Genomic DNA, 24,745 nt, shown 5'->3' on the forward strand with positions numbered 1-24,745 from the left:
TGACCGTTGCAACGGGCGGGAAGCGAGAGAATCGGTCCAGGAGTTGCAGGAATCGCCGCTGAAGCGGTGATTCCTGCAACCGCGTTCAGGCCAGCGCGTCCAGCGCCTGACCCACCCGGGCGAGGAGGCGGGCCGGGTCGAGATCCACGCCCGCGGGTACGACGGTCAGCTGGGCGTCGCGCTGGAGGACGGCGAGCCCGTGGACGGCCGCCCAGCCGAGGGTGGCCAGCTCCTCGGCGGGCACCGACGCGCCCCACCCCTGCTCCTGCGCGGCGTGGACCAGCTCGAGCATCAGCGCCCGGTGGGCGAGGCGGGCGGCGCGGAGCCGGGGGTCGTCGACGTGGAGCAGCTCGGGGCGGAACATGACGTCGAACATGGTCGGCTGGCGGGCGGCGAACTCGACGTACGCGACGGCCGACGCCACGACCTGCTGGCCACGGTCCGCGGGCACCCCGGCCACCGCCTCACGGGTCCGGGAGACCAGCAGGTCGAAGCCCTCGACGGCGAGCGCGGTGAACAGTCCGGCGCGGTCCTCGAAGTGGTGGGCGGTCGCCTGGTGGGAGACGCCGACCCGGCGCGCGATCCCGCGCAGGCTGGCCCGCGCGAGCCCGTTGGCCATGATCTCCTGCTCGGCCGCCCGCAGCAGCCGCTGGCGCAGGTCGCCGTGCCTCATCGCGCGGCCTTCTGCGGCCACCACAGCCGCCGGCCGAGCACGGTCGCCAGCGCCGGCACGAGCAGCGAGCGCACCACGAAGGTGTCGAGCAGCAGGCCGACCGCGATCGTGAAGCCCACCTGGCCGATCGTCGTCACGCGGCCCGCCAGCAGCGCCATCATCGACACCGCGAAGATCACGCCCGCGGAGGTGATCACGCCGCCGGTCGCGGCGGTAGCCCGCGCGATCCCGGACGCCGCGCCGTCGGGCGCCTCCTCGCGGATCCGCTTGGTCAGCAGCAGGTTGTAGTCGGCGCCGACCGCGACGAGCACCACGAACGCCACCGCGGCGACGGTCCAGTCCAGCTGGATGCCGAGGCCGTACTGCCACACGAGCACCGAGAGGCCGATCGCGGCGACGTACGACAGCACGACCGTCGCCATCAGCGCGAGCGCCGCGACCACGCTCCGGAGCAGCAGGAGCAGGACGAGGAAGACCGCCACCAGCGCGAAGCCGGCGATCACCTCGAGATCGGACAGGGAGTAGCGCCGCAGGTCGGCGTTGGTGCTGGCCATGCCGGTCGTGACGACCTCGGCGCCGTCGAGGGCGGTGCCGTTGAGCGAGGTCGCCACGATGGTCCGGATGTCCTCGACCCGGTCGGAGGCCTCGGGCCCGAAGGCGTCGGTGGAGCCGAGTACCGCGAGCCGCGCGGTGCGGCCGTCCGGGGAGAGGTAGAGCCGCATGGCGGCGGCGAAGTCCTGGTCCTCGAGCGCGGCCGGCGGGAGGTAGAAGCCGCCGCTCACCGGGTCGTCGGCGGCGGACCGGGTCTCGCGGAGGTGCCGGGCGGCGGCCTCGAGGCCGTCCTCGAGCTCCGGCAACGACGCGGCGACCTGCTGGGTGCCGCCGTGCAGCCGGCCCGCACCGGCGGCGAGCTCCTCGGCTCCCGCGGACAGCTCGCCGAGCCGGTCGGCGAAGACCCGCTGGCCGTCGGCGAGCTGCCGGCTGCCGTCGCGGGCCTGCGCCAGGCCGGCGCGCAGCTGCTGCAGGCCGGTCCGGAGCTCGCCGCCACCGTCGGCCAGCGCTCGCGCCCCGGCGGCCGCCTGGCGCAGTCCGGGCAGGAGCTGGTCGCGCTCGGCCTCCCAGATCTGCCGGATGCCGGTGCGCGCCTGGCGACAGGCGGGATCGAGGCCGCAGGTGAGGCTCTTGGTGGCGAGGGCGTCGTACACGAGCGCGAGGCCGTCGACCGCCACCTGGACCTGGTCGGCGGCGGTCTCCAGCCCGTCGGCGAGGCCGCCCGCACCCGCGCGCAGGTCGCCGGTGCCGGCGATCGCGGCGTCGGCGCCGTCGAGCAGCCTCGTCATGCCCTTGGTCAGCCGGCGGGTCGAGGCGGCGATCCGGCCGGCGCCGTCGACCGCCTGGTCCGCGCCCGCGGCGAGCCGCCCGGCGCCGGCGTCCAGTCGTCCCGCGCCGTCGGCCAGCTCCTCGGCGCCACCGGCGCCCTCGGCGACCTCTCCCCTGGCCCGGTCGAGCTCGTCGCCGACGAGACCGGCCTGGTGGGCGACCGACGCCTCCGTGATGGGTACGCCGAGCGGGCGGGTCACGCCGCGCACCAGCTCCACCCCGTCGTGCTGGGCGACCGCGGCGGCGGCGCGCTCGAGGACGGCGAGATCCTTGCTGGTGCGCAGGTCGTGGTCGGCGCGCACCAGGACGTAGTCCGGCAGCACCTCGTTGACCGGGAAGTGCCGCGCGAGCAGGGCGTAGCCCCGGTTGCTCTCGGCGTCCTGCGGGAGCGGGTCGCGGACGTCGTACGACAGGTCGGCCAGGGGGAACAGGGCCGCCAGCAGCGCGAGGGGCACGAGCGAGGCGGCGAGCATCCGGACCGGGTGCGCGGCGACGACGTCGGCGACCCGCTGCCACACGCCCGCGGCCTTCGAGGTGCGCGGCTCGGCCCAGCCGCGGCGGCCGGCGAGCGCGAGCAGGGCGGGAGTCAGGGTGAGGCTGACGAGCAGGTTGACCGCGATGCTGACCGCGACCGCGGGCCCGGTGGTGTTGAAGAAGCCGAGGTCGGCGAGCGCCATGGCGAGGGTGGCCAGGACGACGGTGACCGCCGAGCCCGCGATGACCGAGCCCACCCGGGTCGCGGCGATCGCGGCGGCCCGCGCCGGCTCGACGCCCAGCCGGCGCTGCTCGTGGTAGCGCGCGACCAGGAAGACGGCGTAGTCGGTGCCGGCGCCGAGGACGATCGCGGTGAGGAAGGAGCCGCTGAAGGTGGAGACCGCGAACAGGTCCTGCAGCCCGCACCACGCCACCACCGCGCGCCCGAGCCCCAGGCCCAGCCCGACGACGGTGAGGATGAGCGCCGGGATCGCGAACGAGCGGTAGATCAGGAACAGGATCAGCGCGATCAGGCCGATGGTGACGACGGTGATCCGCACGACGCTGTGCTCGGTCTCGGTCGCGAGGTCCACCACGGTCGCGGTCGGGCCGGTCACCTCGACGGTGAGGCCGTCGGGAGCGCGCTCGCCCACGATGGCGCGGACGGCGGCGACCTGGCGCAGCGACGACGGCGCGCCGGTCGCGCCGGTGATGCCGACCAGCAGGTAGCGCGCCTGCCGGTCCTCGCTGGTGAGCGCCCGGCGCAGCGCGGGGTCGCGGACATCCTGGACGAACGCGACGTCGTCCTCGTCCTCGGCGAGCGCGGCGACCAGCCCCTCGGCGTACCGGCGGTCCGCCTTGGTCAGCCCGGACGTCCGCTCCATCGCGACCACGATGAAGCTCTCGCTGTCGCCGCTGCTGAACTCCTCGTTCATCAGCTCGACCGCCCGCATCGACGGGGCGTCCTTCGGCACCATGGGCGAGGAGTCCCGCCCGGCGATCTCCTCCAGCTGCGGCACGGCCACGTTCATCACGGCCGTGATCGCCAGCCAGGCGAGCACCACCCACCCGGCATGCCGTACGGCGAGACGCGCGTAGCCCGCGGCCCGGTCGCCCTGCGTCGTCCCCACCGGGCGAAACTAGAACCGGTTCCTTGCCAGTGGCAAGGAAGTGTGGCGCGGGCCACGGGGGCCGGTGTGGCAGGCTCCCCGGCGTGACCCAGGACGCGATGCAGGGATTCGAGCCGGACGCGATCGTCGTGGGGGCCGGCCTGGCCGGGCTGGTCGCGACGTACGAGGCGACCCGCGCGGGCAGGCGGGTGCTCGTGCTCGACCAGGAGAACCGCGCCAATCTCGGCGGCCAGGCGTTCTGGTCGCTGGGCGGGCTGTTCCTCGTCGACACCCCCGAGCAGCGGCGGATGGGGATCAAGGACTCCTTCGAGCTGGCCTGGCAGGACTGGCAGGGCTCGGCCGGGTTCGACCGGGTGGACGCGGAGCACGACGGGACACCCGGGCAGGACCACTGGGCGCGGCAGTGGGCCGAGGCGTACGTCGGGTTCGCGGCGGGCGAGAAGCGGTCGTACCTGCGCGAGCTGGGCCTGAAGGTGCTGCCGTTCGTCGGCTGGGCCGAGCGCGGCCGCGGCGACGCGTCCGGGCACGGCAACTCCGTCCCCCGCTTCCACCTCACCTGGGGCACCGGCCCCGAGGTGGTCCGGGTCTTCCTCGAGCCGGTGCTCGCGGCCGAGGAGGCCGGGCTGGTCCGCTTCGGCTTCCGGCACCGCGTCGACGCCCTGGTCAAGGACGGCGACACCGTGGTGGGCGTGCGCGGGGCGGTCCTGGAGCCGTCCTCGGTCGAGCGCGGCGTCGAGTCGACCCGCGTCGAGGCCGAGGAGTTCGAGCTGCGCGCGCCGGCGGTCGTGGTCACCACCGGCGGCATCGGCCACAACCACGAGCTGATCCGTGCCAGCTGGCCGGCCGACCGGCTCGGCCCCGCCCCGGCGCACATGATCAGCGGCGTCCCGGCGTACGTCGACGGGCGCGGCCTCGCGATCGCCGCGGACGCCGGCGCGCGGCTGGTCAACCCGGACCGGATGTGGCACTACACCGAGGGCATCCACAACTGGGACCCGGTCTGGCCCGACCACGCGATCCGGATCATCCCGGGGCCGTCGTCGCTGTGGTTCGACGCCACCGGGCAGCGGCTGCCGGCGCCGAACTACCCCGGCTTCGACAGCCTCGGCACCCTCGCGACGATCGGCGCGACCGGCTACGACTACACCTGGTTCGTGCTGACCCAGTCGATCATCGAGAAGGAGTTCGCCCTCTCCGGCTCCGAGCAGAACCCCGACATCACCGGCAAGGACGTCCGCGTGATGCTGCGGGCCCGGCTGGCGAAGGGGGCGCCCGCACCGGTGGAGAGGTTCAAGACCGACGGCCGCGACTTCGTCGTGGCGTCCTCGCTCGAGTCGCTGGTCGACGGCATGAACGCCATCGTCTCCGCCGACTCCCCGGCGCGCGGGCCGCTGCTCGACGCCGACGTGCTGCGACGGCAGATCGCCGCGCGGGACGCGGAGCTGGACAACGCCTTCAGCAAGGACTTCCAGCTGATGGCGATCGCCAACGCCCGCCGCTCCCGCACCGACAAGCTGATCCGCGTCGCCAAGCCGCACCGGATCCTCGACCCCGAGCACGGCCCGCTCATCGCCGTACGCCTCAACATCCTGACCCGCAAGACCCTCGGCGGCATCGCCACCGACCTCTCCTCCCGCGCCGTCGACGCCGCCGGATCGGTCATCCCCGGCCTGTACGCCGCCGGCGAGGTCGCCGGCTTCGGCGGCGGCGGGGTGCACGGCTACAACGCGCTCGAGGGGACCTTCCTCGGCGGCTGCATCTTCTCCGGACGGGCCGCGGGACGGGCGATCGCGCGGGGCTGAGCGAGTTAGAGGTTCCACCAGTAGGTGACGCCTGCTGCGCGCCGCGACGCACGCACGCTGGCGGCGTTGCGGCCGCTCGAAAGGCGATCCAGCCTGCCTTCGCGACCGCGCCTTGCCATCGCACGCGCCTCGCGACGCTCGCGACGACGCCACCTACTGGCGGAACCTCTTATCCACAGGTCGCTCGATGCCGGTTGGCCGACGCCCCCGGCGATGGCACGATCTCGGCAGCCGTCGCACCGAGCCGGCGAGTCCTACACTGAAGGGGTGGACCTCGTGAACGATCCGCAGATCTGGACGCTCCTCGGCGTGTTCAGCGCCATGATGTTCGCGGCGCTCGGCATCTCCACCCGCTACACGGTGTCCACGCTGCGCGCCGAGATCCGGGCCGTGGACGCGAAGCACGACGGCCGGGCCGACGTCCTCGCCGCGCGGACCGACGCCCTCGCCGCCCAGATGGCGGCCGGCTTCGCTGCCGTGGACGCGCGGTTCGTTGGAGTCGACACACGGTTCGACGCGTTGGAGCAGCGGTTCGACGACAAGATCGACGGGGTCAAGACCCAGCTCGACGCCAAGATCGACGGGGTCAAGACCCAGCTCGACGCCAAGATCGACGGGCTCGAGACCCGGCTCGACGCCAAGATCGACGGGCTCGAGACCCGGCTCGACGCCAAGATCGACGGGGTCGAAGCCCGGCTCGACGCCAAGATCGACCACGTGGCCGAGGTCGTCGGCATCCGGATCGACTCCGTGGACCACCGCCTCGGCGCGGTCGAGGACGACCTCAAGATCGTCAAGGCCCATCTGCTGCGACATCCCGCCGCCTGACCCACCCGTCAGCGCGACGGGTCCACCAGGATCTTGGCGTGCTTCTCCGGGTCGCCGAGGTCCTCGAACGCCCCCGCCACCCCGTCCAGCCCGACCACGCCGGTCACGAGCGGGCGGACGTCGACCTTGCCGGAGGCGATCCACTGCAGGGTCTGGTGGAACTCGCTGGGGTCGTAGGCGAAGGCGAAGCGCAGGTCGATCTCCTTGTTGATCGCCATGGACGGCCGGAACGAGTCCTCGCCCATGCACACGCCGACGACGACCACCCGCGAGAGCAGCGGGGCGTGGGCGACGACGTGCTCGATCATGCCGGGGACGCCGACGCACTCGAAGACGACCGGCCCACGCGGCGTGGCGCCGGCCTTCTCGGCGGCGCGCATGACGCGGGCCCAGGGCAGGAGGGGGACGGCGCGCAGCCTGTCCATCGCGTCGATGCCGAGCTCGGCGAGGGCGATCGCCTCGGTGAGATAGCGCTTCGACTCGGCGAAGGACGCCCACGGCGACTCCTCGGCCGGGTCGACGACGACGTCGGCGCCCATCCTCTCGGCGAGCGCGCGGCGGCCGGCGGAGAAGTCGCTGGCGATGACATGGCGTACGCCGGTGGCCTTGAGCATCGCGATCACCGCCAGGCCGATCGGGCCGCAGCCGATGACGACGGCGGTGTCCTTCGCGCCGACCTCGCCGCGGCGTACGGCGTGCAGCGCGACCGCCATCGGCTCGGTGAGCGCGGCGGCGGCGGGGTCGAGCTCGTCAGGCACGCGCATGGTCATCGACGGGACGGCGAGCACCTGCTCGGCGTACCCACCCGAGGCGAGCGGACTGAGCCCGGTCAGGTGCGTGGAGCCGCCCGCGCGCAGCACCGGCAGCGCGACGACGCGGGTGCCGACGGGGTGCTGCCTGCGGGTGCGCGGGCCGTAGTCGGCGACGGTGCCGACGAACTCGTGACCCATCACGACGCGGTCGGTCGAGCGCATGAAGTGGTCGTACCCGAGCTCGGCGACGTCGGCCGCGGTCTCGTCGCAGTGCAGCCGGGCGTGCAGATCCGAGCCGCAGATGCCGCACCGCTCCACCTCGATCAGCACCTGGCCCCGCTCGGGGGTCAGGTCGGGGAGGTCCTCGACGGTGAGCTCGGCCCGGTGGCAGACGACGGCGCGCATGCGGACATCATGCCGCCCGGCGGGGGACGTAGTGGTCGAGCGGCTGCTGGCCGGTCAGCTCGCCGATCGCGCGCATGAGCAGGTCGGTCGCCTCCCGCACCTCCCCCTCCCGTACGTCGACAGGCGCGCCGACCACGACCGTGACCCGCCCGCGCCGCCAGCCCCGGCGGCCCGGTGGGTCGACGTCCGCGGTCCCGGCGAGGCCGACGGGCAGCACGACGGCCTCCGGCACCGCCCGGGCGACCCGCACCACGCCGGTGTGACCGCGGTGCAGCCGGCCGTCCGGGGACCGGGTGCCCTCGGGGTAGATCGCCCACACGCCGCCGTCCCGCAGCACCGCCGACGCCGCGCCCAGCGAGACAGCGGCGGCGTCGCCGCCGGAGCGGTCGACGGGGATCTGCCCGGTCGCCGAGCACAGCCAGCGCTCGAGGCGACCGCGCAGCCCGGCGCCGTCGTAGTACTCCGCCTTCGCCAGGAACCGCGGCTGCCGCGGCAGCACGAGGGAGAGCACGAGCGAGTCGATCTCGGCGAGGTGGTTGGCCGCGACGATCACCGGCCCGTGCGCAGGGACGCGGTCCAGGCCGGCCACGCGCGGGCGGGTGTACCACCGCACCACCGGCCCGAGCAGGACCCACTTGAGCACCCAGAACCACACGACGGACCTCTCGAGTAGACACTGTCTACTCCCAGTCTGGCCCACCGCCGTAGACAATGTCTAGGTGAGCGCCCGCGACCACCTCGTCACCGTCGGCACCCGGCTCCTCGAGGAGCACGGTCTGGCCGGCATCTCGCTGCGCTCGATCGCGAACGCGGCCGGGGTGTCCCACGGCGCCCCGCGCCGCTACTTCCCGACCTACCAGGCCCTGCTGGCCGCCGTCGCCCGCGGCGGCCTCGAGGACCTCGACGCCGAGATCGGCCCGGCGCTCGCGGCCGACGACCTCCGAGCCGCCGCCCGCGCGTACCTCTCCTTCGCCCGCACCCGGCCGGAGATGTTCGCCCTGATCAGCCGGCACGACCTGCTCGAGGGCGCGGGCGGGAACCTGCGCGAGATCACCGGCCGCTGGTTCGCCGACCTCGGCGCCCTGCTCGCCCGCACGACCGGCCGCACGCCGCGCCCGGAGGAGTGCCTCGCGCTCTGGTCGGGGGTGCACGGCCTCGCCGCGCTCACCAGCCGCCGCGCCACCGAGCCGACCGGGATCGACCCGACCCGAGCGCTCGACGTACTGCTGGAGAAGCACGGCACCCCGGCTCCGAGGAGCCGGGGTGCCGCGAGGAGCCGCTGAAGACTCAGGCGTTGTCGAGGGCCTGGGCGACGCGGCGGTGTGCTTCCCAGATCTCCTCGGGCAGCCCGTCGAACTGCGCGAGGTGCTTCTCGCGGAAGCCCATCTCCTGCTGCCAGCGCTCGACGTCGATGGCCAGGACCGTGTCGAGGTCGGCCAGGGTCTGCTCGTCCAGGCCCTCGAGGTTGAGCTCCTCACGCTTCGGCAGCACCCCGACCGGGGTCTGCACACCCTCGACCTCGCCGCCCAGGAACTGCATGAGCCAGTTCAACGGCCGCAGGTTCTCCCGATACCCCGGCCACAGGAAGCGGCCATCCTCACCACGCTGGAACCAGTTCACGTGCGCGAAGATCGGCTTCGTCGTGGCGCGGCCGATCACCTCGAGCCAGTGCGCGGCATAGTCGGCCTCGGAGTACGACATGAACGGACGCATCGACATCGGGTCATAACGCAGCACACCCTCGAGGCCGTCGGCCGCGGCGGTCGCCTCCGCACCCAGGGTCAGGCCGTCGTACACACCCTCGGCGACGTCGGAGATCGCGCGGATCAACGGCTCACGATCGCGGGTACGGCCACCGAAGATGATCCCGTGGATCTCCACACCGGCCGGGTCCTCGAAGTCCTTCGCGACGTTCGGGACATTCGCCAACGTGGTCGTGAACCGCGAGTTGGGGTGCGCCCACGGGTCCTCGGCGTTCTCCGGAGCCCGCTCGGCGATCACCTCGCCCTTCCAGTCCTCCCAACCATCCAGATCCGCCGGCTTGTCGCCGCGACCCTCCCACCAGACCTCCTGGGTCTTGGGGTTGTAGGCCACGTTGGTGAAGATCGCACCCGTACCCTCAACGATCGAGTCGATCGCGGTCGGGTTGGTCTTCTCGTTGGTGTCCTTCGCAACACCGAAGACACCGTTCTCCGGGTTCATCCCGTACAGCTTGCCGTCCTCACCCACCCAGATCCACGCGATGTCGTCGCCGTAGAACTCCACGTAGTAGCGCTCACCGAGCGCGTCGGGGGCCAGCGTCATCGCAAGGTTCGTCTTGCCCGAGGCCGACGGGAACCCACCGCAGATGTTGTACTTCGCCCCGGTCTCCTTGTCGGTGATACCGAGCAGCATGAACTGCTCCACCAGAAAACCGTTCTTCCACCCGTCGTAGGCGCCCTGGCGCAGACCATGGGCGATCTTGCCCAACAGCGCGTTGCCGCCGTAGGAGGAGCCGAAGTGCAAGATCGTGCGCTCGTCGGCCACCGTCACGAAGTACCGCTTGTCCTCAGGCGTGCCCTGGCCGAGGTTCTCCAGATCGCCGGTCACGTGCACGGCCTTGACGAAGGACTCGCCCAGATCGTTGACGAACTCCACACCGACCCGCGACATACGGATCATCTGCAGCACCACATTGCGGTTGTCGGTCAGCTCCACACCCGCGGCGAACCTCTCCAACGGCGAGCCCTTCGGCGCCATCAGATACGGGATCACGTACATCGTCTTGCCCACCGACGCACCCGTCATCAACTCCACCAGCTTCGGCTTCATCTCCGCAGCAGGCTTCCAGTTGTTGTACACACCCCTGTCGTTCTCGTCACTGGTGGCGACGATGGTGCGCTCCTCAGCACGCGCGGTGTCCTTGAAATACGAACGCGAGTAGTAACGACCCTCGCCGGCGGGAAACAGCTCACCCGCGTCCAGTGCCTCCTGGACCAGACGCGCGTCATCAGCCGCGGACACGACCTCGACACGCTCTGCTCCGGTGATGTTGGCCCAGTGTGCGACGTACTCACGAACGTGCGGGTTGGTCAGCCCCGCCTCGTCGAGCGTCCGCTCCACATCAACCATCTGTATTCGCCAGCCTTTCGGTCCTTGTCAAGGTGTGGGCACGCTACCCCACAGCCCACCCGGTTTTTTCCGGGGTTCGAATCGTGTGATCCGTGGACACCGTCGTCCGCGTGACAGTCACCATGACACCCGTTTTGCGCTGACGCACATCGGCGCAGATTGGATCGATCGAATGTCAGTCGACGGCGGCGAGGAGGTCGCGAACCCGCCGCAACCGGCGGAAGTACGTCGCCCGGCTGAGGTACGTCGACCGCATCACCGACTCGTGCGTGGCCCCGGCGGTGAGGTACCGGCGGACCACGAGATCGTGCAGCGCGGGCTCGGCCGCGAGCACGTCGTCCACGCGCGAGCGGACCCAGGCGCGCACCTGCTCGCCGGCGGTCGGGAAGGTCTCGAGCGCCGCCAGCAGCCGGTCGCCGCCGGGCGCGGCCGGACGGCCCTGCTCGGCGACCACCGCGGCATAGAGCAGGCCGGCGAGACCGCCGGGACCGACGTCGGCGACCCAGGTCGTGACGGGGACGCCGTCGACCTCGCGGCGCAGATCCGGGACCTCGGCGTACCCGTAGGCCTCCAGGACCGCGCGCTCCTCGGGCAGGTCGCCGACGAGGTTGGCGTGGTCGCTGCGCGGGTTGCCGACGCCGCACTGCGCGAGGCCGGCCGCATTGCGCAGCCACGCGACCTCGGGCTCGCCGACGTCGTCGAAGGTGAGCTGGACGGCGCTCAGCACCGCGCGCTCGGCGCAGCCCTGCCGGCGGGCATGCTCGACGACGGGCGCGACCAGTCGCGCTCGGGCACCGCCGACCGCCCCGGCCGGCTCCAGCGCCAGCGCGGCGACCACGGCGACCGGCCGGCCGTCGGCCCGGCGGACCACCCGCGCACCCTCGCCCAGCCACGGCGCGACCACCGCCCACACGGCGGGGTACCGGCGCTCCAGCGCCTGGCGTACGACGTCCGCGTCGCCCGCGCGCCAGCGGTCGGCGTAGTGGCGGGTGAGTGTGGTCGGACCCAGGCCCGCGCGCAGTCCGGGGTCGCGGACCAGCGCCGCCAGCCGCGGCAGCGCGCCGGACTCCCCCGCGGCCGCGCGAGCGTGCTCGTGGGCGGCGACCCGCAGCACCGTCGCGGCCGCGCGCTCGGGCTCCTCGGCCCACAGCCGCTCGGCGAGCAGGCCCGCGAGCGAGGGGTGCAGCACCAGCCGGTTGCCGACGGGCTCGACGACGCGGGTCTCCCGCAGCGCCTCCCCCAGTTCCGCGGCCCGTCCGCGAACAGGTCGGCCAGCAGCGGCGCGTCCACGCCGGCCGCCAGGACGAGCACGGCGAGCAGGTCGGGATCCAGCAGGTCCAGCGCGGCGTCGGCCAGGTGGGCGGCGAGCTCCTCCCCGGTCTCGCGGGCGAGCACGGCGCCGTCGTCCCGGCCGGCGTCGCCGCGACCCACGGACACCGCCCACGCGCGAGCACCGAGGACCAGTGCGAGCGGCAGCCCGCCGGCCTGCGCGGCGAGAGCGGTGCGGGCGGCGGGGTCGGCGACGCCGTACCTCCGGAGGAGGGCGTCGGCCTCCTCCGGCTCCAGGGCGCCCATCCGGACGTGCAGAGCCAGCGCGGCCAGCGGCTCGGGCAGCCACCGCGGCGGCAGCATCCGGCCGCCGACGACCAGGCGGGTGTCCTCCGGCAGCCCGGCCACCGCGGCGCCGACCGCGCCGAGCGCGGGTCCGAGGGCGTCGATCTCGTCGACCACGACCACCTGTGCGCGGCCGTCGATCCGGTCGAGGGCGGCCAGGACGTCGTCGGCGCGGGCGTCGAGGACGACGGCCCGCCGCCCGGCTCGCTCCGCCCGGCGCCCGGCCTCGCGCAGCGCGGCGCTCTTCCCCACGCCGCCCCGGCCGGTCACCGCGAGCACCCGCGCGGACCCGGCGGGATCGAGCAGCAGGTCCAGCCGCCGGCCCAGGCCCGCCGGGCAGGCGTAGCGGTCGGCGTCCAGGCCCTCGGCGTAGGTCGCCAGGGTCGGCGGGTCGGGAGACCCCGGGCGGAGCTGGACGATCCCCATGGCTGCTCCTCGTGGTCAGGCCGCCACCAGGGTAGAGCCAGTGTTGACGAGTGGTCAACGGACTGGCGTAGGGTCGGGGCGTGACGACCAGCCTGCTGCGCGGCCTGCGCGCCCTGGAGATGCTCGGCGGCGAGGCGCTGGGCGTCTCCGAGATCGCCCGACGGCTCGGGGTCGACAAGGCCGGTGTCTCCCGGATGCTCGGCCAGCTGCACGCCGAGGGCTGGGTGCTGCGCACCGGCGCGCGCTACGTGCTCGGCGAGCGCGCGCTGGCGATGGTGACCGCCGACCCCGCGGAGGTACGCCGCCGGGCGGCCCGGGTCGCCGCCCGGCTCCACGAGCGCACCGGCCTGACCTCGGTCGTGGTCCGCCTCGCCGGCGAGGGCGGGCAGCCGGTCGCGGTCGCCGGCCCCACCGGCTTCCTCGACCCCGAGGGACCGTACGAGCACCTGTGGTGCACCGCGGGCGGGATCGCGCTGCTCGCCCAGCTCCCCGACGCCGAGCTCGACCGGCGCCTGGCGGTCACGCCGTGGCCGCAACCGTCCGCGGACGCCCCGGCCGACGCCGATGCGGTGCGCGCGCTGATCCGGGCGGTGCGGGCGGGCGCACCGGCCGAGGAGCGCTCCTGGACGCTTCCCGGAGCGGGCTGCATCGCGCTGCCCTGGCCGGTCGTGGAGCCCGCGCCGCCGTACGCCGTGCTGGCCCTCGGCCCGGCCGCCGACATCGACCGGGACGCCGACGCCGTGCGCCAGGCGCTGCGCGACGCGGTCGCCCGCTGAGTCTCACGCTGGTCTCAGGCTGCCCCGATCCCGCGGAGCGGAGCCCCCGCACGACCGACGATCGCGGCGTGACCTCCCGCATCCGCCTGCTGGCCGCCCTGCTCCTCGTGGCGCTCGCCCTCGCCCCGCTCGGCGCGCCGTCCCACGCCGAGCCCGCCCCCGCGCCGGCCGAGCCCGCCGCACCCGCCGCGCGCGGCAAGGCCGTCACCGTCACGCCTGCCCAGCCGATGGCGGGCGAGAGGACCCGGTTCAGCGGCAAGGTCGCCGGCCGGGCCGGCACGGCCGTGCTGGAGCGGAAGAAGGGCAAGCGGTGGGTGGCGGTGGCCCGCGGCAAGGTGCGCAAGGGCGGCAAGTACCGGGTCGCCGCGCCCGTGAAGAAGGCCGGGACCTACCGGGTCCGTGCGGGATCCTTCACCAGCAAGAAGGCCAAGGTGCGGCTCGCGCCGCAGGCGGCCCAGATATCGGTGACGGCGCCCCTCGTCACCGGCATCGCCCGGCCGGTCGTGGCGACGGTGACACCGGCGCGCGCGGGCCGGACCGTCCGGCTGCAGCGGCTCGACGGCGGCACCTGGACCACCGTCGCCACCGCGACGACCGACGGCGCGGGCCAGGCGCTGATCCCGTACGCCGCCGGGCCGGCCGGCAGCACGTCGTACCGGATCCTGGGCGAGCGCCACCGCAAGTCCGCCACGGTCGCCTCGGCGCCGCAGGTGGTCCGGACCGCGCCGGCGACCGAGCTGCTCAGCCGGGGCACCGCCGCCGGCGACACCAGCCACGACCCGTCGGTCTCGGCCGACGGCCGCTGGGTGGCCTTCACCTCCCAATCTCGGCTGCTCCCCAGCGACACCGACGACCGGGAGGACATCTACCTGTTCGACCGGGTGACCGGAGCGCTCACCCACCTGCTCCCGGACGCGGGCGGACTCGCCATCAACCCTCGGCTCTCCGCGAACGGGCGGTTCCTGGCCTTCCAGTCCACGTCGGCCAGCTTCGCCGGCGAGGCGGACGGCGACCACGACGTCTTCGTGCTGGACCGCGTCACCGGCGTGGTCGACCTGGTCTCCCAGACGCCGGACGGCGAGGCCGCCAACCGGCCCTCGCAGCTGTACGCGATGAGCGACGACGGCCGCTTCGTCGCCTTCACCTCGACCGCCTCGGACCTGGTCGGCGTGCTCCAGCCGCCGAACACTGACGTCCGGCACGCCTACCTGCACGACCGCACGACCGGCACGAACCGCGCCCTCGACCGGATCGGCCTCGGCTGGGCGACCGCCAACATCTACGGCCTCGACGTCAGCGCGGACGGGTCGCGGGTGGCCTTCTCCAGCGGCGACGACGGCCTCGACCCCGGGCACGTCGACGTGGTCGCGGTCTTCGGGTGGGACGTCGCCGCCGACGGCACCATCTCGAACCGGACCAATCTCACCCCCGACATCCGGGCCGACCAGCCGTCGCTGAGCGGCGACGGCTCCGTGCTGGCGTTCACGACCGTCGCCGCCCTCGGGCCCGGCGATCTCAACGGCGCCCGCGACACCTATCTCCGTACGCCGGCCGGCACCTTCGTCTTCGCCGGCCCCTACGGTGCCGCAGGGAACCCCGGCGGCGAGATCTCCGCCGACGGCCGCTTCGTGTCGCTGTCGACCAAGAACGTGCTGCCGGGCGACACCAACGGCAGCACGGCCGACGTCGCCGTGTGGGAGCGGGCGACCGGCACCACCACCCTGATCACCCGCGCGGGCGCGGGCGCCAGTGGCGACGAGGGGCTCTCCGCCGACGGGTCGGTGCTGGTGTTCGGCTCGGCCGCTCCGGTGGTGCCCGGCGCGACCGGCGACTACAACGTGTACGTCACCGCGCTGCGCTGAGCCTCGCGCCGCCCACCCGGTTGCAGGGCGGCCGGGTGGGGTAGGAAGGCGGCATGAGCTTCCCGCCCCCGCCGCCGCAGGGACCGCCGACCGGCCCCCGCCCTCCGGTCCGCCCTCCGGTCCGCCGCCGGGCTGGGGTCCGCCGCCGGGGTACTCGCCCCAGCCGTTCGGCCCGCCGCCCGGGCGCCGCGGCGGCGGCGCGACCCTCGCCCTCGTCATCGGCGGCGTGGTGCTGGCGGTCGCGCTGCTCGCCGCGATCGGGGTCGGCGCCTTCCTCATCGCCGGCGGCGGTGGCGACGACGACCGCGCGGCCGACGACCCGACGACCAGCGCCTCGTCCTCCACCTCGGCCCCCACCTCCGAGCCGACCTCGGAGAGCACGACCGGGGACACCCCCACGTCCCCGAGCGGCTCGGCGAGCTCGGGCCCGTCCACGCCGTACACGCCCTCCGACGACACCGACGACGACATCCACAACGACGTCAAGGCCGCCGACTTCCCGGGCGACTGGAACTTCAAGCTCGGTGACGTCGAGCACCACGCGAAGCTGCTGCGCTCGGTCGACCACGACAGCTGCGCACCGGTCGAGAAGGGCTCGACGCTCACCCAGCAGCGCTGCGAGTACGCCGTCCAGTGGGTCTTCAACGCCCTCGGCGGCAAGGTCCGGCTGACCCACCTGTTCCTGGTGTTCGACACCGAGCGGCACGCCAAGGCGGCGCAGAGCTCGCTCAAGGACAAGGACTTCGACCTGCCCGACGACAGCCTCTACCCCTCGTTCGTGCAGGGGAAGTGGAACTCCAGCGTCTACGGCAACATCATCGCCGTCACCATCGGCACGTCGAAGGTGGAGGTCAAGGAGAAGAAGCTGACCTCGCTGGTCAACTACATGAACACCGACTACAAGTCCGCGCTGCTGTTCAAGTTCTGAGCCGGGTCTCGGGGCCGGCCGGATCACCGCGCGAAAGTTTTTCCTACGATCTGCTGACAACCTGTCCGGTCCTCTGGCATGCTTCTGCTCGCCGCCGCAGGTGACCCGAGACGCCTGCGGCGGCTTCCATTTTTAATGGCCGAGCGTGTCGCATACGCGGCTCGCCGCCCGGGACTCGCTTCGCTCGCCCCGCGGGCTTCGCCGCGTGCGCTTCGCGGCCGTGCGCCACGCTGCCGGCCTCGCCACGCTGCCGGCCTCGCCACGCTGCCGGCCTCGCCACGCTGCCGGCCTTAGCCCTTCCGGTACGCCGGAGCCCGCCGGCTCGGCGCGGTCTCGGCGCTGGCCAGCAGGGGAAGCACCCGCGGCGGGACGAGCACCGACAGCACCATCACGCTGGTGGAGCGCACGACCGACGACGACTGGTCGATCCGGACCAGGGTCGCCTGCAGCTCGGGGTGGGAGCGGGTGGCGACCCGGCAGAGCACGTCGTACGAGCCGGTCGTGACGTACGCCTCCAGCACCTGCGGGATCGCCTCGAGGTCGCGGGCGACCTCGTCGAGCGCGCCCTGCGAGATCTCGAGGGTGACATAGGCCTGCACCTCGAACCCGGCCGCGGCGACGTCGAGGGTGGGGTCCCAGTCGGCGATGACGCCGGCCTCGGCGAGCCGGCGCAGCCGGGCCTGCACGGTGGCGCGGGCGACCCTGGTCTGCCGGGAGAGCTCGAGGTCGCCGGCGCGCGGGTGCTCGGTGAGCGCGGTGAGCAGGGCGATGTCGATCTGGTCCAGGGTGAGCACTCCTCCAAGATAGTCAATCTGCCTAGCCACAACCAGCGACAGCCGTCAGAACTGGTCGCTCTGCCCACCTCCAGATGGACAGGTTGTGCGTCCCGGAGCCGGACTGGTCTGCTCCTCGCATGTCCCTCCAGGAGACCCTGACCAGCGAGGAGCGGCTCGCCGAGCTCGACCTCGACACGTTGAAGCAGCTCGTCGGCCTCGTCGAGTACGACGACCGCGAGGACCCGTTCCCGGTGACCGGCTGGGACGCGGCCGTGTGGGTGGTCGGCAACGCCACCCAGTCCGCCCACTTCTTCGTCTCCGCCTTCGGCATGGAGCTGGTCGCCTACTCCGGCCCGGAGACCGGCAACCGCGACCACGTCGCCTTCGTGCTCAAGAGCGGGGCCGTGCGGTTCGTGATCAAGGGCGGCGTCGACCCGCGCAGCCCCCTGCACGACCACCACCGCAAGCACGGCGACGGCATCGTCGACATCGCGCTCGAGGTCCCCGACGTCGACAAGTGCGTCGAGCACGCCCGCTCGGTCGGCGCCACGGTGCTCGAGGAGCCGCACGACCTGACCGACGAGCACGGCACCGTCCGGGTCGCCGCGATCGCGACGTACGGCGACACCCGGCACAGCCTGGTCGACCGCAGCCGGTACGACGGCCCGTACCTCCCCGGCTACGTCGAGCGCACCTCCACCTTCCGCAGGCGGGAGGGCGCTCCCCGGCGGCTGTTCCAGGCGCTCGATCACATCGTCGGCAATGTCGAGCTCGGCCGGATGGACGAGTGGGTGGAGTTCTACGGCAAGGTCATGGGCTTCACGAACATGGCCGAGTTCATCGGCGACGACATCGCGACCGACTACTCCGCGCTGATGTCGAAGGTCGTGGCCAACGGCAACCACCGGGTGAAGTTCCCGCTCAACGAGCCGGCGGTCGCGAAGAAGAGGTCGCAGATCGACGAGTACCTCGAGTTCTACGACGGCCCGGGCGCCCAGCACCTGGCGCTGGCCACCAACGACATCCTGCGCACCGTCGACGCCCTGCGCGCCGAGGGCATCGAGTTCCTCTCCACCCCCGACTCCTACTACGAGGACCCCGAGCTGCGCGCCCGGATCGGCGAGGTGCGGGTCCCGGTCGAGGAGCTGCAGAAGCGCGGCATCCTCGTCGACCGCGACGAGGACGGCTACCTGCTGCAGATCTTCACCAAGCCGCTCGGCGACCGCCCGACCGTCTTCTTCGAGTTCATCGAGCGGCACGGCTCGCTCGGCTTCGGCAAGGGCAACTTCAAGGCGCTCTTCGAGGCGATCGAGCGCGAGCAGGAGCGACGGGGGAACTTCTGATGACGACCACGACGACCGGTACGACGACCGGCGCCGGCATGCTCGAGCTGCTCGGCCGCTTCGAGGCCAAGGCGCCCGAGATCGTCTTCGAGTGGCACGACTCCGAGACCGAGGCGAAGGGCTGGGCGGTCATCAACTCGCTGCGCGGCGGCGCGGCCGGCGGCGGCACCCGGATGCGCGCGGGCCTCGACCGCAGCGAGGTCGAGGCGCTGGCCAAGACCATGGAGGTGAAGTTCACCGTCTCCGGGCCGGCGATCGGCGGCGCGAAGTCGGGCATCGACTTCGACCCCACCGACCCGCGCCGCGAGGGCGTGCTGGCCCGGTGGTTCAAGGCGGTGACCCCGCTGCTGAAGACGTACTACGGCACCGGCGGCGACCTCAACGTCGACGAGCTGCACGACGTCATCCCGCTCACCGAGCGGTACGGCCTGTGGCACCCGCAGGAGGGCATCGTCAACGGCCACTTCGCCGCCGACGAGCGCGAGCTGGTGCAGCGGGTCGGCATGCTGCGGCTCGGGGTCTCCAAGGTCGTCGAGGACCCGCGGTACACCCCCGACCGGGACCGGAAGTACACCGTCGCCGACCTGATCACCGGGTGGGGCGTCGCCGAGTCGGTCGTGCACTACTACGCGACATACGGCGCCGGGCAGGGCCAGGCACTGGAGGGCAAGCGGGTGATCGTCCAGGGGTGGGGCAACGTGGGCTCCGCCGCGGCGTACTACCTCGCCCAGGCGGGCGCCCGCGTCGTCGGCATCATCGACCGCGACGGCGGGCTGATGAACGCCGACGGGTTCACCGCCGACGACGTGCGGGCGCTCTTCCTCGCCAAGGACGGCAACGCGCTGCGCGCCGACGAGCTCGTCCCGTTCGAGCGGCTCGACGACGAGATCTGGGACCTGGGCGCGGAGATCTTCCTGCCCTGCGCCGCCTCGCGGCTGGTGTCCGCCGAGCACGTCAAGCGGCTGGTCACGGGCGGCCTGGAGCTGATCTCGGCCGGCGCCAACGTGCCGTTCGCCGACCCGGAGATCTTCTACGGACCCACCTACGAGTTCGCCGACCAGCACGTCGCGGTGATCCCGGACTTCATCGCCAACTGCGGCATGGCCCGCACCTTCACCCTCCTCATGGAGGGCATCCCCGAGGTGTCGGACGACGCGATCTTCGGCGACGTCTCCCGGACCATCCGCACCGCGCTGGAGCGGTGCCACGCGCGGTCGCCGTACCCGACCTCGGTGGCGGCCACCGCCTTCGAGATCGCCCTCGACCAGCTGGTCTGACGGCCCGGTCAGCTGCGGGAAGGGTCGAACTCCAGCACCTGGGTGAGCCGGACGTTGTTGCCCGAGGGGTCGCGGAAGGACGTGTCGATGCCGTACGGCTGCGGCGTCGGCGGGTCGTTGAAGACGACGCCGCGGGCGGAGAGCTCGTCGTACGCCGCCTGGCAGTCGTCGGTCTCCAGGAACAGGGTGCCGCCGGCGCCCTTGGCGACGAGGTCGGACAGCCGGCTGCTGTCGCCGGCGTCCAGCATCGGCGGACCGGGCAGGGGCATCAGCACCAGCCCGATCTCCGGCTGGTCCGCCGGGCCCACCACCAGCCAGCGGAAGTTCCACTCCTCCATGGTCACGTCGGAGCGGACCTCCCAGCCGACCACGCGGGTCCAGAAGTCGAGGGCCTGGTCGGCGTCGTGCACCCAGAACTGTGCGTTCGCGATTCGGATCATGGCACGACGCTAGGACGCCACGGCCGGCGGGCGCTTCTCCGATCCTGCTGTCCCGGGACGGCCGTACGCCTTGGCGACGCAGGCGGGGATCCGCAGGTGGCGCCGGGCGGGCGGGAACGAGGCGCGGTACGCCGCGGGCGGCACGCCGTACACCTGGGCGAACCTGCTGGAGAACGAGCCGAGGCTGCTCAGGCCGACGGCGTGGCAGATCTCGGTGACCGGCCGGTCGGTGTCGCGCAGCAGCGCGGCGGCGCGCTCCAGCCGGCGGGTCAGCAGGTACCGGTGCGGCGTCTCCCCGAACGCGCGGCGGAACTCCCGCGCGAAGTGCGCCGGCGACCAGCCCGCCGCCCGTGCGAGGTCGGCCACGCGCAGCGGCTCGGCGTAGTGCCGGTCGCACAGGTCGCGGGCACGCAGGAGGTGCCGGCTCGGAGGGACGGCCATGCCCCCACCGTAGTGGTCGGTCGGTCGCGGCGACGGGCGCGCTGCCGGGGCGCTCCTAGACTTCCGGCGTGGAGCACGAGTACCTGGTCCTCGCCGGCGGTGGGCTCGCGATCTCGATCATCGCGGTGGCCTTCTCCCGTCGTACCGGCGTCGCCACGCCGCTCCTGCTCATCGGGCTCGGCGTCGCCGCCAGCTTCATCCCCGGCGCCCCGGAGGTGCGGCTGTCCCCCGAGGTGGTGCTCGCCGGCATCCTGCCGCCGCTGCTCTACGCGTCGGCGGTGCGGCTGCCGGTCGTCGACCTGCGCCGCAACCTCGGCCTGATCACCTGGCTGGCGATGGTGATCGTGGTGGTCGGCGCCCTCGGCGTCGGGTGGGTCGTGCATGTGGTCTTCGACGTACCGTTCGCGCTCGCGGTGGCGCTGGGCGCCGTCGTCAGCCCCACGGACGCGGTCGCCGCGACGGCGATCGGCCACCGGCTCGGGCTCCCGCCGCGGGTGATGACCGTGCTGGAGGGCGAGAGCCTGGTGAACGACGCCTCGGCGCTGGTCGTGCTGCGCACGGCCCTCGCGGCGATGGCCGTCGGCAGCTTCAGCCTGGGCCACGTCGTCCTGGACTTCGCGTGGGCGGTGGTCGGCGCCATCCTCGTCGGTCTCGCCGTCGGCTGGCTCACCGTGCTGGTGCGCCAGAAGCTGGCGGACCCGGTGCTCAACACCTCGATCTCGTTCGCGGTGCCCTTCCTCGCCTTCGTCCCCGCCGAGGAGCTGGAGGCCTCCGGTGTGCTCGCCGTGGTGATCGCGGGCCTGGTCACCGGCCACCAGGCCGGGCGGCGGTTCACCGCACGGGACCGGCAGATGGAGCGCACCAACTGGGCGACCATCAACTTCCTGCTCGAGAACGCCGTCTTCCTCGCGATGGGCTTCGAGCTGCCCCGCCTGATCGAGGAGGCACGCGGGAGCACCCCCGACTCCCGGATCGCGACGATGGTGGCGGTGGTCTTCGGCCTGCTGGTCGTGCTCCGGTTCGTGGGCGTCGCCGGGCCGCTGCTCATCGACCGGCACCGGCGCCCCGGGCGGTCCAGCCGCCGACGGCGGCGGATCGCCGAGTTCGAGCAACAGCTGGAGACCCTCACCCCGCAGAGCACCCAGGAGATCGCCCGCGTCCAGGCCGGACGACGGCGCGTCGCCCAGGCGCACGCCGACGTCGCGTTCGAGCAGCGCCAGCCCCTCAACGGCCGGTCCGGCCTGGTCCTGGCCTGGTCCGGGATGCGCGGCGTGGTCACCCTCGCCGCCGTCCAGACCATCCCCGCCGGCACCGACCAGCGCTCCACCCTCGTCGTCGTCGCCGTGGTGGTCGCCGTCGCCACCCTGGTCCTGTTCGGCCTCACCCTGCCGGTGCTGATCCGGCGCCTCGACCTGGAGGCGGTCACGCCGGAGGACCAGCGCGGCGAGTTCTTCTCGCTGATGAAGCAGCTCACCGGCCAGACCTACGAGCAGCTGGGACCGATCCGCGAGCTCGAGATCGACGGCGAGCCGATCGATCCCGCCCTGGCCGAGTCACTGGAGCAGCGGTTCCTCCCCATCCTGCTCGGCAACATCCAGCACCTGCGCCAGCAGAAGCCCGGCCTGCGCGAGAAGTCCCTGCTCGTCCAGCGCCTCTACCTCGACACCATGCGCGACGCCCTGCTCGCCGAGCGCTCCATCGGCGCCTACACCAGCGAGACCTACGCGCAGGCCGAGGCGCTGCTCGACCGGGAGGAGCAGCGGCTCAACGCGGGTGTGTGACGGGCGGCTAAGCGCGGCCGCCCAACCGACCACGAAGACCAGACCCACCACGAGCCCGATCAGACGGCCACACCCGGCTCCTCACGACCCAGGTCCGCAGCCGTCTTGAGCTCGAAGCTCGGGTATCCCTGGTCGATCTCCTCCTGCAGGCGGCGGCGGTAGCGGGGCGCGCCGCCCAGGTAGACCATCACACGGGGCTTGTCGTCCCGGTCGAGGTTGATGTTGTGGCCGTTGAACCACGACTTGGAGTGGGCGAGCAGGAGCAGGCTGTTGATCTCGCGGACGTGCTCGACCCAGGCGATCTCGGCCTCGCGCCGGCCCTCGAACCGGACGACGCCGTCGGCCTCGATGTGGCGCACGGTCTCGGTCATCCAGTTGACGACGTCCTCGATGCCGCGGGGGAAGTTGGCGGTCGCCGAGCCCGACTGGGGACCGACCAGCATGAAGAGGTTGGGGAAGTTGGTGACCTGGACGCCGACGCAGGTCTCCGGTCCGCCCAGCCACTGCTCCTTGAGCCGGACGCCGTCGACGCCGCGGAAGTCGATCCGGTCGAAGGGGCCGGTGACGGCGTCGAAGCCGGTGGCGTAGACGATGACGTCCAGCTCGAGGTCGCGCACGCCGCCGTCGGCGAGGTCGAGCCGGATGCCGGTCTCGGTGACCTCGCGGATGGGGTGGGCCATCAGGTCGACGAGCTCGACGTTGTCCTGGTTGAAGACCTCGTAGAAGCCGGACTCGCCGGCGACCCGCTTGTTGCCGAAGCCGTGGTCCTTCGGGATGAGCAGCTCCGCGACCTCCGGGTCCTCGACCCGCTGCCGGATCCGGTCGGCGACGAACTCCGACAGCTCCCGGTTGGGGCCGGCCTCCATCATCGTGTCGCGGTAGTTGCCCATGTAGAGGGCGGCGCCGTGGCCGTTGTCGTAGAGGTCGTTCCAGTGCCGGAGCCGCTCCTCGCGGGTGACGTCGGTGGAGAGGGTGCGGTCGGGCCGGTGGATGAAGCCCGCCGGCGTCTCGCGGCACCAGTCGAAGATCTCGTCGTACGACGCGCGCAGCCGCGCCATCTCCTCGGGCGTGATGGGCTGGTTGCCCAGCGGCGCGCACCAGTTGGCGTCGCGCTGCAGGACCGTCAGCTGCTCGACCTTGTCCGCGATGTCGGTGATCACCTGGACCCCGCTGGCGCCGGTGCCGATCACCGCGACCCGCTTGCCGGTCACGTCGAGGTCGTCCGGCCAGTCGAAGGTGTGGGTCTCCACCCCGCCGAAGGTCCCCAGCCCGGGCACCCGCGGATAGGTGGGCACCGACAGCAGGCCCATCGCGCACAGCACGAAGCGGGCCCGGACCTGCTCGCCGTCGGCCATCGTCACCAGCCAGTGCAGGCCGTCCTCGATCCACTCGGCGCGCTCGACGCGGGTGTTGAGGCTGATGTGCGGTCGCAGGTCGAACTTGTCGGCGACGTACTCCAGGTAGGAGAGCGTCTCGGCCTGGGGTGCGAAGCGCTCCTTCCAGTCCCACTCGTCGAGCAGCTCCTGGGAGAAGGAGTACTGGTAGGTGTAGGACTCCGAGTCGAACCGGCAGCCCGGGTAGCGGTTGTTGTACCAGGTCCCGCCGAGTCCCGCGTTCGCGTCGACGATCCGCACCGACACACCGAGCTCGAGCAGCTGGTGGAGCTGGTAGAGCCCGCAGACACCGGCGCCGATGATCAGGTAGTCGAGACCAGGCGTCGGCTGCCGAGTGGTCGGGATGGTCATGGTCGGATCTCCTTATAGAATCAAGCGCTTGCTGCACATTACATGAAACATGCTCCCCCGGCGAGCGGGCGCGACGCCGCGCGACGCCGCGCGACGCCGTCAGGGCTGGCCGGGCCGCAGCGCGACGAAGAGCGCCTCCGCCTCGGCGCACACGACGTCGCCGTCCCGGATCTCGCCGCGGACGTACTGCTTGCGCCCCTCCTCACGCTCGCGCCACACCCGGAGCCCGAGGTCCCGGTCGAGCCGGACCACCGCCCGGAAGTCGACATGGAGGTACGCCGTGCGGGCGGGCGGGCGGCCCTCGCCGTTGATCACCCGGCCGAAGAGCTCGTCGAACAGCAGCGGGACGGCGCCACCGTGGGCAGCGCCCTTGCCGCCGTGGAAGTAGCGCCCGAACCGGGCGACGCCGCGCAGCCCGGCGTCGTCCCTCTCGAGCACCCGGTAGGCCGGCGTCATGGCCTGGCCGTACGACGCGATGCCGGCGCGCCGGCCGAAGAGCCGGTCGCGCTCCTCGGCCGCCAGGCCGCCCAGGACGCCCGCCCAGCCGGCGAGATCGGCGGTCAGCCGGTCGGCCGTCGGCCCGTCGGGCACGGCCACGGCGAGGGCGTCGAGGAAGTTCCTCGTCGCACCGACCAGAGCCTCGTAGGCGAGGTCGTCGACGACGATCCCGCCACGGTCGTCGGCAGCCAGGGCCCCGCTCATCGCGCACCTCTTCCGTCGTCGGGCGATCGCCGCTAATCTATCAAGCACTTGATTGATTTTTCTAGGCCTGAGGAGAGCG

At 72.8% G+C, this 24,745-nt stretch carries 21 protein-coding genes; 10 read left to right on the forward strand and 11 right to left on the reverse strand.

Annotated features, from left to right (window positions below; translation table 11 throughout):
• Window positions 1-85 precede the first annotated feature (85 nt).
• Both FIV44_RS12670 and FIV44_RS12675 read right to left on the reverse strand, forming a co-directional pair.
• Window positions 86-673: a TetR/AcrR family transcriptional regulator gene (locus FIV44_RS12670; protein ID WP_141004749.1), complete on the reverse strand. Its 588-nt coding sequence runs from the start codon at window positions 671-673 to the stop codon at window positions 86-88.
• The gene (locus FIV44_RS12675; protein WP_219996426.1) at window positions 670-3,657 is read right to left on the reverse strand and encodes an MMPL family transporter; all 2,988 of its coding nucleotides are present in this window, start codon (window positions 3,655-3,657) and stop codon (window positions 670-672) included. Before FIV44_RS12675 ends, FIV44_RS12670 begins: the two co-directional genes overlap by 4 nt.
• Before the next feature lie 83 nt (window positions 3,658-3,740).
• Between FIV44_RS12675 and FIV44_RS12680 the strand changes: the two genes are divergently transcribed.
• The gene (locus FIV44_RS12680; RefSeq protein ID WP_246086938.1) at window positions 3,741-5,459 is read left to right on the forward strand and encodes an FAD-binding dehydrogenase; all 1,719 of its coding nucleotides are present in this window, start codon (window positions 3,741-3,743) and stop codon (window positions 5,457-5,459) included.
• Between the two features lie 267 nt (window positions 5,460-5,726).
• Window positions 5,727-6,287: a hypothetical protein gene (locus FIV44_RS12685; RefSeq protein ID WP_141004750.1), complete on the forward strand. Its 561-nt coding sequence runs from the start codon at window positions 5,727-5,729 to the stop codon at window positions 6,285-6,287.
• 8 nt (window positions 6,288-6,295) lie between these two features.
• Here FIV44_RS12685 and FIV44_RS12690 read toward each other — a convergent pair whose 3' ends face one another.
• A complete protein-coding gene (locus FIV44_RS12690; protein ID WP_141004751.1) occupies window positions 6,296-7,444 on the reverse strand; it encodes a zinc-binding dehydrogenase in 1,149 nt (382 codons plus the stop codon).
• A 7-nt stretch (window positions 7,445-7,451) separates the two neighbouring features.
• Window positions 7,452-8,099, reverse strand: coding sequence for a lysophospholipid acyltransferase family protein (locus tag FIV44_RS12695; RefSeq protein WP_141004752.1), 648 nt, complete (start codon window positions 8,097-8,099; stop codon window positions 7,452-7,454).
• 64 nt (window positions 8,100-8,163) lie between these two features.
• Between FIV44_RS12695 and FIV44_RS12700 the strand changes: the two genes are divergently transcribed.
• On the forward strand, window positions 8,164-8,727 hold the full coding sequence (locus FIV44_RS12700; protein WP_141004753.1) for a TetR/AcrR family transcriptional regulator: 564 nt from the start codon (window positions 8,164-8,166) through the stop codon (window positions 8,725-8,727).
• 4 nt (window positions 8,728-8,731) lie between these two features.
• Here the strand turns inward: FIV44_RS12700 and FIV44_RS12705 are convergent, their stop codons facing one another.
• On the reverse strand, window positions 8,732-10,555 hold the full coding sequence (locus tag FIV44_RS12705) for a phosphoenolpyruvate carboxykinase (GTP) (protein ID WP_141004754.1): 1,824 nt from the start codon (window positions 10,553-10,555) through the stop codon (window positions 8,732-8,734).
• Between the two features lie 175 nt (window positions 10,556-10,730).
• Complete coding sequence (locus FIV44_RS30450) at window positions 10,731-11,744, reverse strand: hypothetical protein (RefSeq protein WP_181411143.1); 1,014 nt, start codon at window positions 11,742-11,744, stop codon at window positions 10,731-10,733.
• A 167-nt stretch (window positions 11,745-11,911) separates the two neighbouring features.
• Between FIV44_RS30450 and FIV44_RS30455 the strand changes: the two genes are divergently transcribed.
• The 4 genes from FIV44_RS30455 to FIV44_RS12725 all read left to right on the forward strand — a co-directional run bounded on the left by FIV44_RS30455 (window position 11,912) and on the right by FIV44_RS12725 (window position 16,161).
• On the forward strand, window positions 11,912-12,679 hold the full coding sequence (locus FIV44_RS30455; RefSeq protein ID WP_181411144.1) for a hypothetical protein: 768 nt from the start codon (window positions 11,912-11,914) through the stop codon (window positions 12,677-12,679).
• Window positions 12,676-13,371 carry a helix-turn-helix domain-containing protein gene (locus FIV44_RS12715; RefSeq protein ID WP_141004756.1) on the forward strand — a complete coding sequence of 232 codons (696 nt, stop codon included), beginning with the start codon at window positions 12,676-12,678 and terminating at the stop codon, window positions 13,369-13,371. Before FIV44_RS30455 ends, FIV44_RS12715 begins: the two co-directional genes overlap by 4 nt.
• Window positions 13,372-13,439: 68 nt before the next feature.
• Window positions 13,440-15,233, forward strand: a complete 1,794-nt coding sequence (locus FIV44_RS12720) for a TolB family protein (RefSeq protein ID WP_141004757.1) — start codon at window positions 13,440-13,442, stop codon at window positions 15,231-15,233.
• Between the two features lie 226 nt (window positions 15,234-15,459).
• The gene (locus tag FIV44_RS12725) at window positions 15,460-16,161 is read left to right on the forward strand and encodes a hypothetical protein (protein ID WP_141004758.1); all 702 of its coding nucleotides are present in this window, start codon (window positions 15,460-15,462) and stop codon (window positions 16,159-16,161) included.
• Window positions 16,162-16,451: 290 nt separating this feature from the next.
• Here FIV44_RS12725 and FIV44_RS12730 read toward each other — a convergent pair whose 3' ends face one another.
• Window positions 16,452-16,955: an Lrp/AsnC family transcriptional regulator gene (locus FIV44_RS12730; protein WP_219996427.1), complete on the reverse strand. Its 504-nt coding sequence runs from the start codon at window positions 16,953-16,955 to the stop codon at window positions 16,452-16,454.
• A 119-nt stretch (window positions 16,956-17,074) separates the two neighbouring features.
• Here FIV44_RS12730 and hppD point away from each other — a divergent pair, with 119 nt between their 5' ends.
• Both hppD and FIV44_RS12740 read left to right on the forward strand, forming a co-directional pair.
• Window positions 17,075-18,280, forward strand: a complete 1,206-nt coding sequence (hppD, locus tag FIV44_RS12735) for a 4-hydroxyphenylpyruvate dioxygenase (protein ID WP_141004759.1) — start codon at window positions 17,075-17,077, stop codon at window positions 18,278-18,280.
• Entirely contained in the window at window positions 18,280-19,557 is a 1,278-nt protein-coding gene (locus tag FIV44_RS12740; RefSeq protein ID WP_219996428.1) for a Glu/Leu/Phe/Val dehydrogenase dimerization domain-containing protein, read from the forward strand. The genes hppD and FIV44_RS12740 overlap by 1 nt, the downstream gene beginning before the upstream one ends.
• A gap of 8 nt (window positions 19,558-19,565) precedes the next feature.
• On the opposite strand, the gene FIV44_RS12745 is transcribed toward FIV44_RS12740, so the two are convergent.
• Together FIV44_RS12745 and FIV44_RS12750 are read right to left on the reverse strand one after the other, a co-directional pair.
• Entirely contained in the window at window positions 19,566-19,997 is a 432-nt protein-coding gene (locus FIV44_RS12745; RefSeq protein WP_141004760.1) for a VOC family protein, read from the reverse strand.
• Between the two features lie 9 nt (window positions 19,998-20,006).
• Window positions 20,007-20,438, reverse strand: coding sequence for a helix-turn-helix domain-containing protein (locus tag FIV44_RS12750; protein WP_141004761.1), 432 nt, complete (start codon window positions 20,436-20,438; stop codon window positions 20,007-20,009).
• A gap of 68 nt (window positions 20,439-20,506) precedes the next feature.
• Between FIV44_RS12750 and FIV44_RS12755 the strand changes: the two genes are divergently transcribed.
• The gene (locus tag FIV44_RS12755) at window positions 20,507-22,219 is read left to right on the forward strand and encodes a cation:proton antiporter (protein WP_141004762.1); all 1,713 of its coding nucleotides are present in this window, start codon (window positions 20,507-20,509) and stop codon (window positions 22,217-22,219) included.
• A 59-nt stretch (window positions 22,220-22,278) separates the two neighbouring features.
• Here the strand turns inward: FIV44_RS12755 and FIV44_RS12760 are convergent, their stop codons facing one another.
• Entirely contained in the window at window positions 22,279-23,964 is a 1,686-nt protein-coding gene (locus tag FIV44_RS12760) for a flavin-containing monooxygenase (RefSeq protein ID WP_141004763.1), read from the reverse strand.
• A 99-nt stretch (window positions 23,965-24,063) separates the two neighbouring features.
• Window positions 24,064-24,666 carry a hotdog fold domain-containing protein gene (locus FIV44_RS12765; protein ID WP_141004764.1) on the reverse strand — a complete coding sequence of 201 codons (603 nt, stop codon included), beginning with the start codon at window positions 24,664-24,666 and terminating at the stop codon, window positions 24,064-24,066.
• Between the last annotated feature and the right edge of the window lie 79 nt (window positions 24,667-24,745).

Origin of the sequence: Nocardioides humi (assembly GCF_006494775.1) — a bacterium.
GTDB classification, from domain to species: Bacteria; Actinomycetota; Actinomycetes; order Propionibacteriales; family Nocardioidaceae; genus Nocardioides; species Nocardioides humi.

What these genes read in the sequence shown, in the direction of transcription:
- FIV44_RS12670 (WP_141004749.1), bottom strand. Translation starts at nt 673, where the DNA reads ATGAGGCACGGCGACCTGCGCCAGCGGCTGCTGCGGGCGGCCGAGCAG.
- FIV44_RS12690 (WP_141004751.1), bottom strand. Translation starts at nt 7,444, where the DNA reads ATGCGCGCCGTCGTCTGCCACCGGGCCGAGCTCACCGTCGAGGACCTC.
- FIV44_RS12705 (WP_141004754.1), bottom strand. Translation starts at nt 10,555, where the DNA reads ATGGTTGATGTGGAGCGGACGCTCGACGAGGCGGGGCTGACCAACCCG.
- hppD (WP_141004759.1), top strand. Translation starts at nt 17,075, where the DNA reads ATGTCCCTCCAGGAGACCCTGACCAGCGAGGAGCGGCTCGCCGAGCTC.
- FIV44_RS12740 (WP_219996428.1), top strand. Translation starts at nt 18,280, where the DNA reads ATGACGACCACGACGACCGGTACGACGACCGGCGCCGGCATGCTCGAG.
- FIV44_RS12745 (WP_141004760.1), bottom strand. Translation starts at nt 19,997, where the DNA reads ATGATCCGAATCGCGAACGCACAGTTCTGGGTGCACGACGCCGACCAG.
- FIV44_RS12750 (WP_141004761.1), bottom strand. Translation starts at nt 20,438, where the DNA reads ATGGCCGTCCCTCCGAGCCGGCACCTCCTGCGTGCCCGCGACCTGTGC.
- FIV44_RS12760 (WP_141004763.1), bottom strand. Translation starts at nt 23,964, where the DNA reads ATGACCATCCCGACCACTCGGCAGCCGACGCCTGGTCTCGACTACCTG.
- FIV44_RS12765 (WP_141004764.1), bottom strand. Translation starts at nt 24,666, where the DNA reads ATGAGCGGGGCCCTGGCTGCCGACGACCGTGGCGGGATCGTCGTCGAC.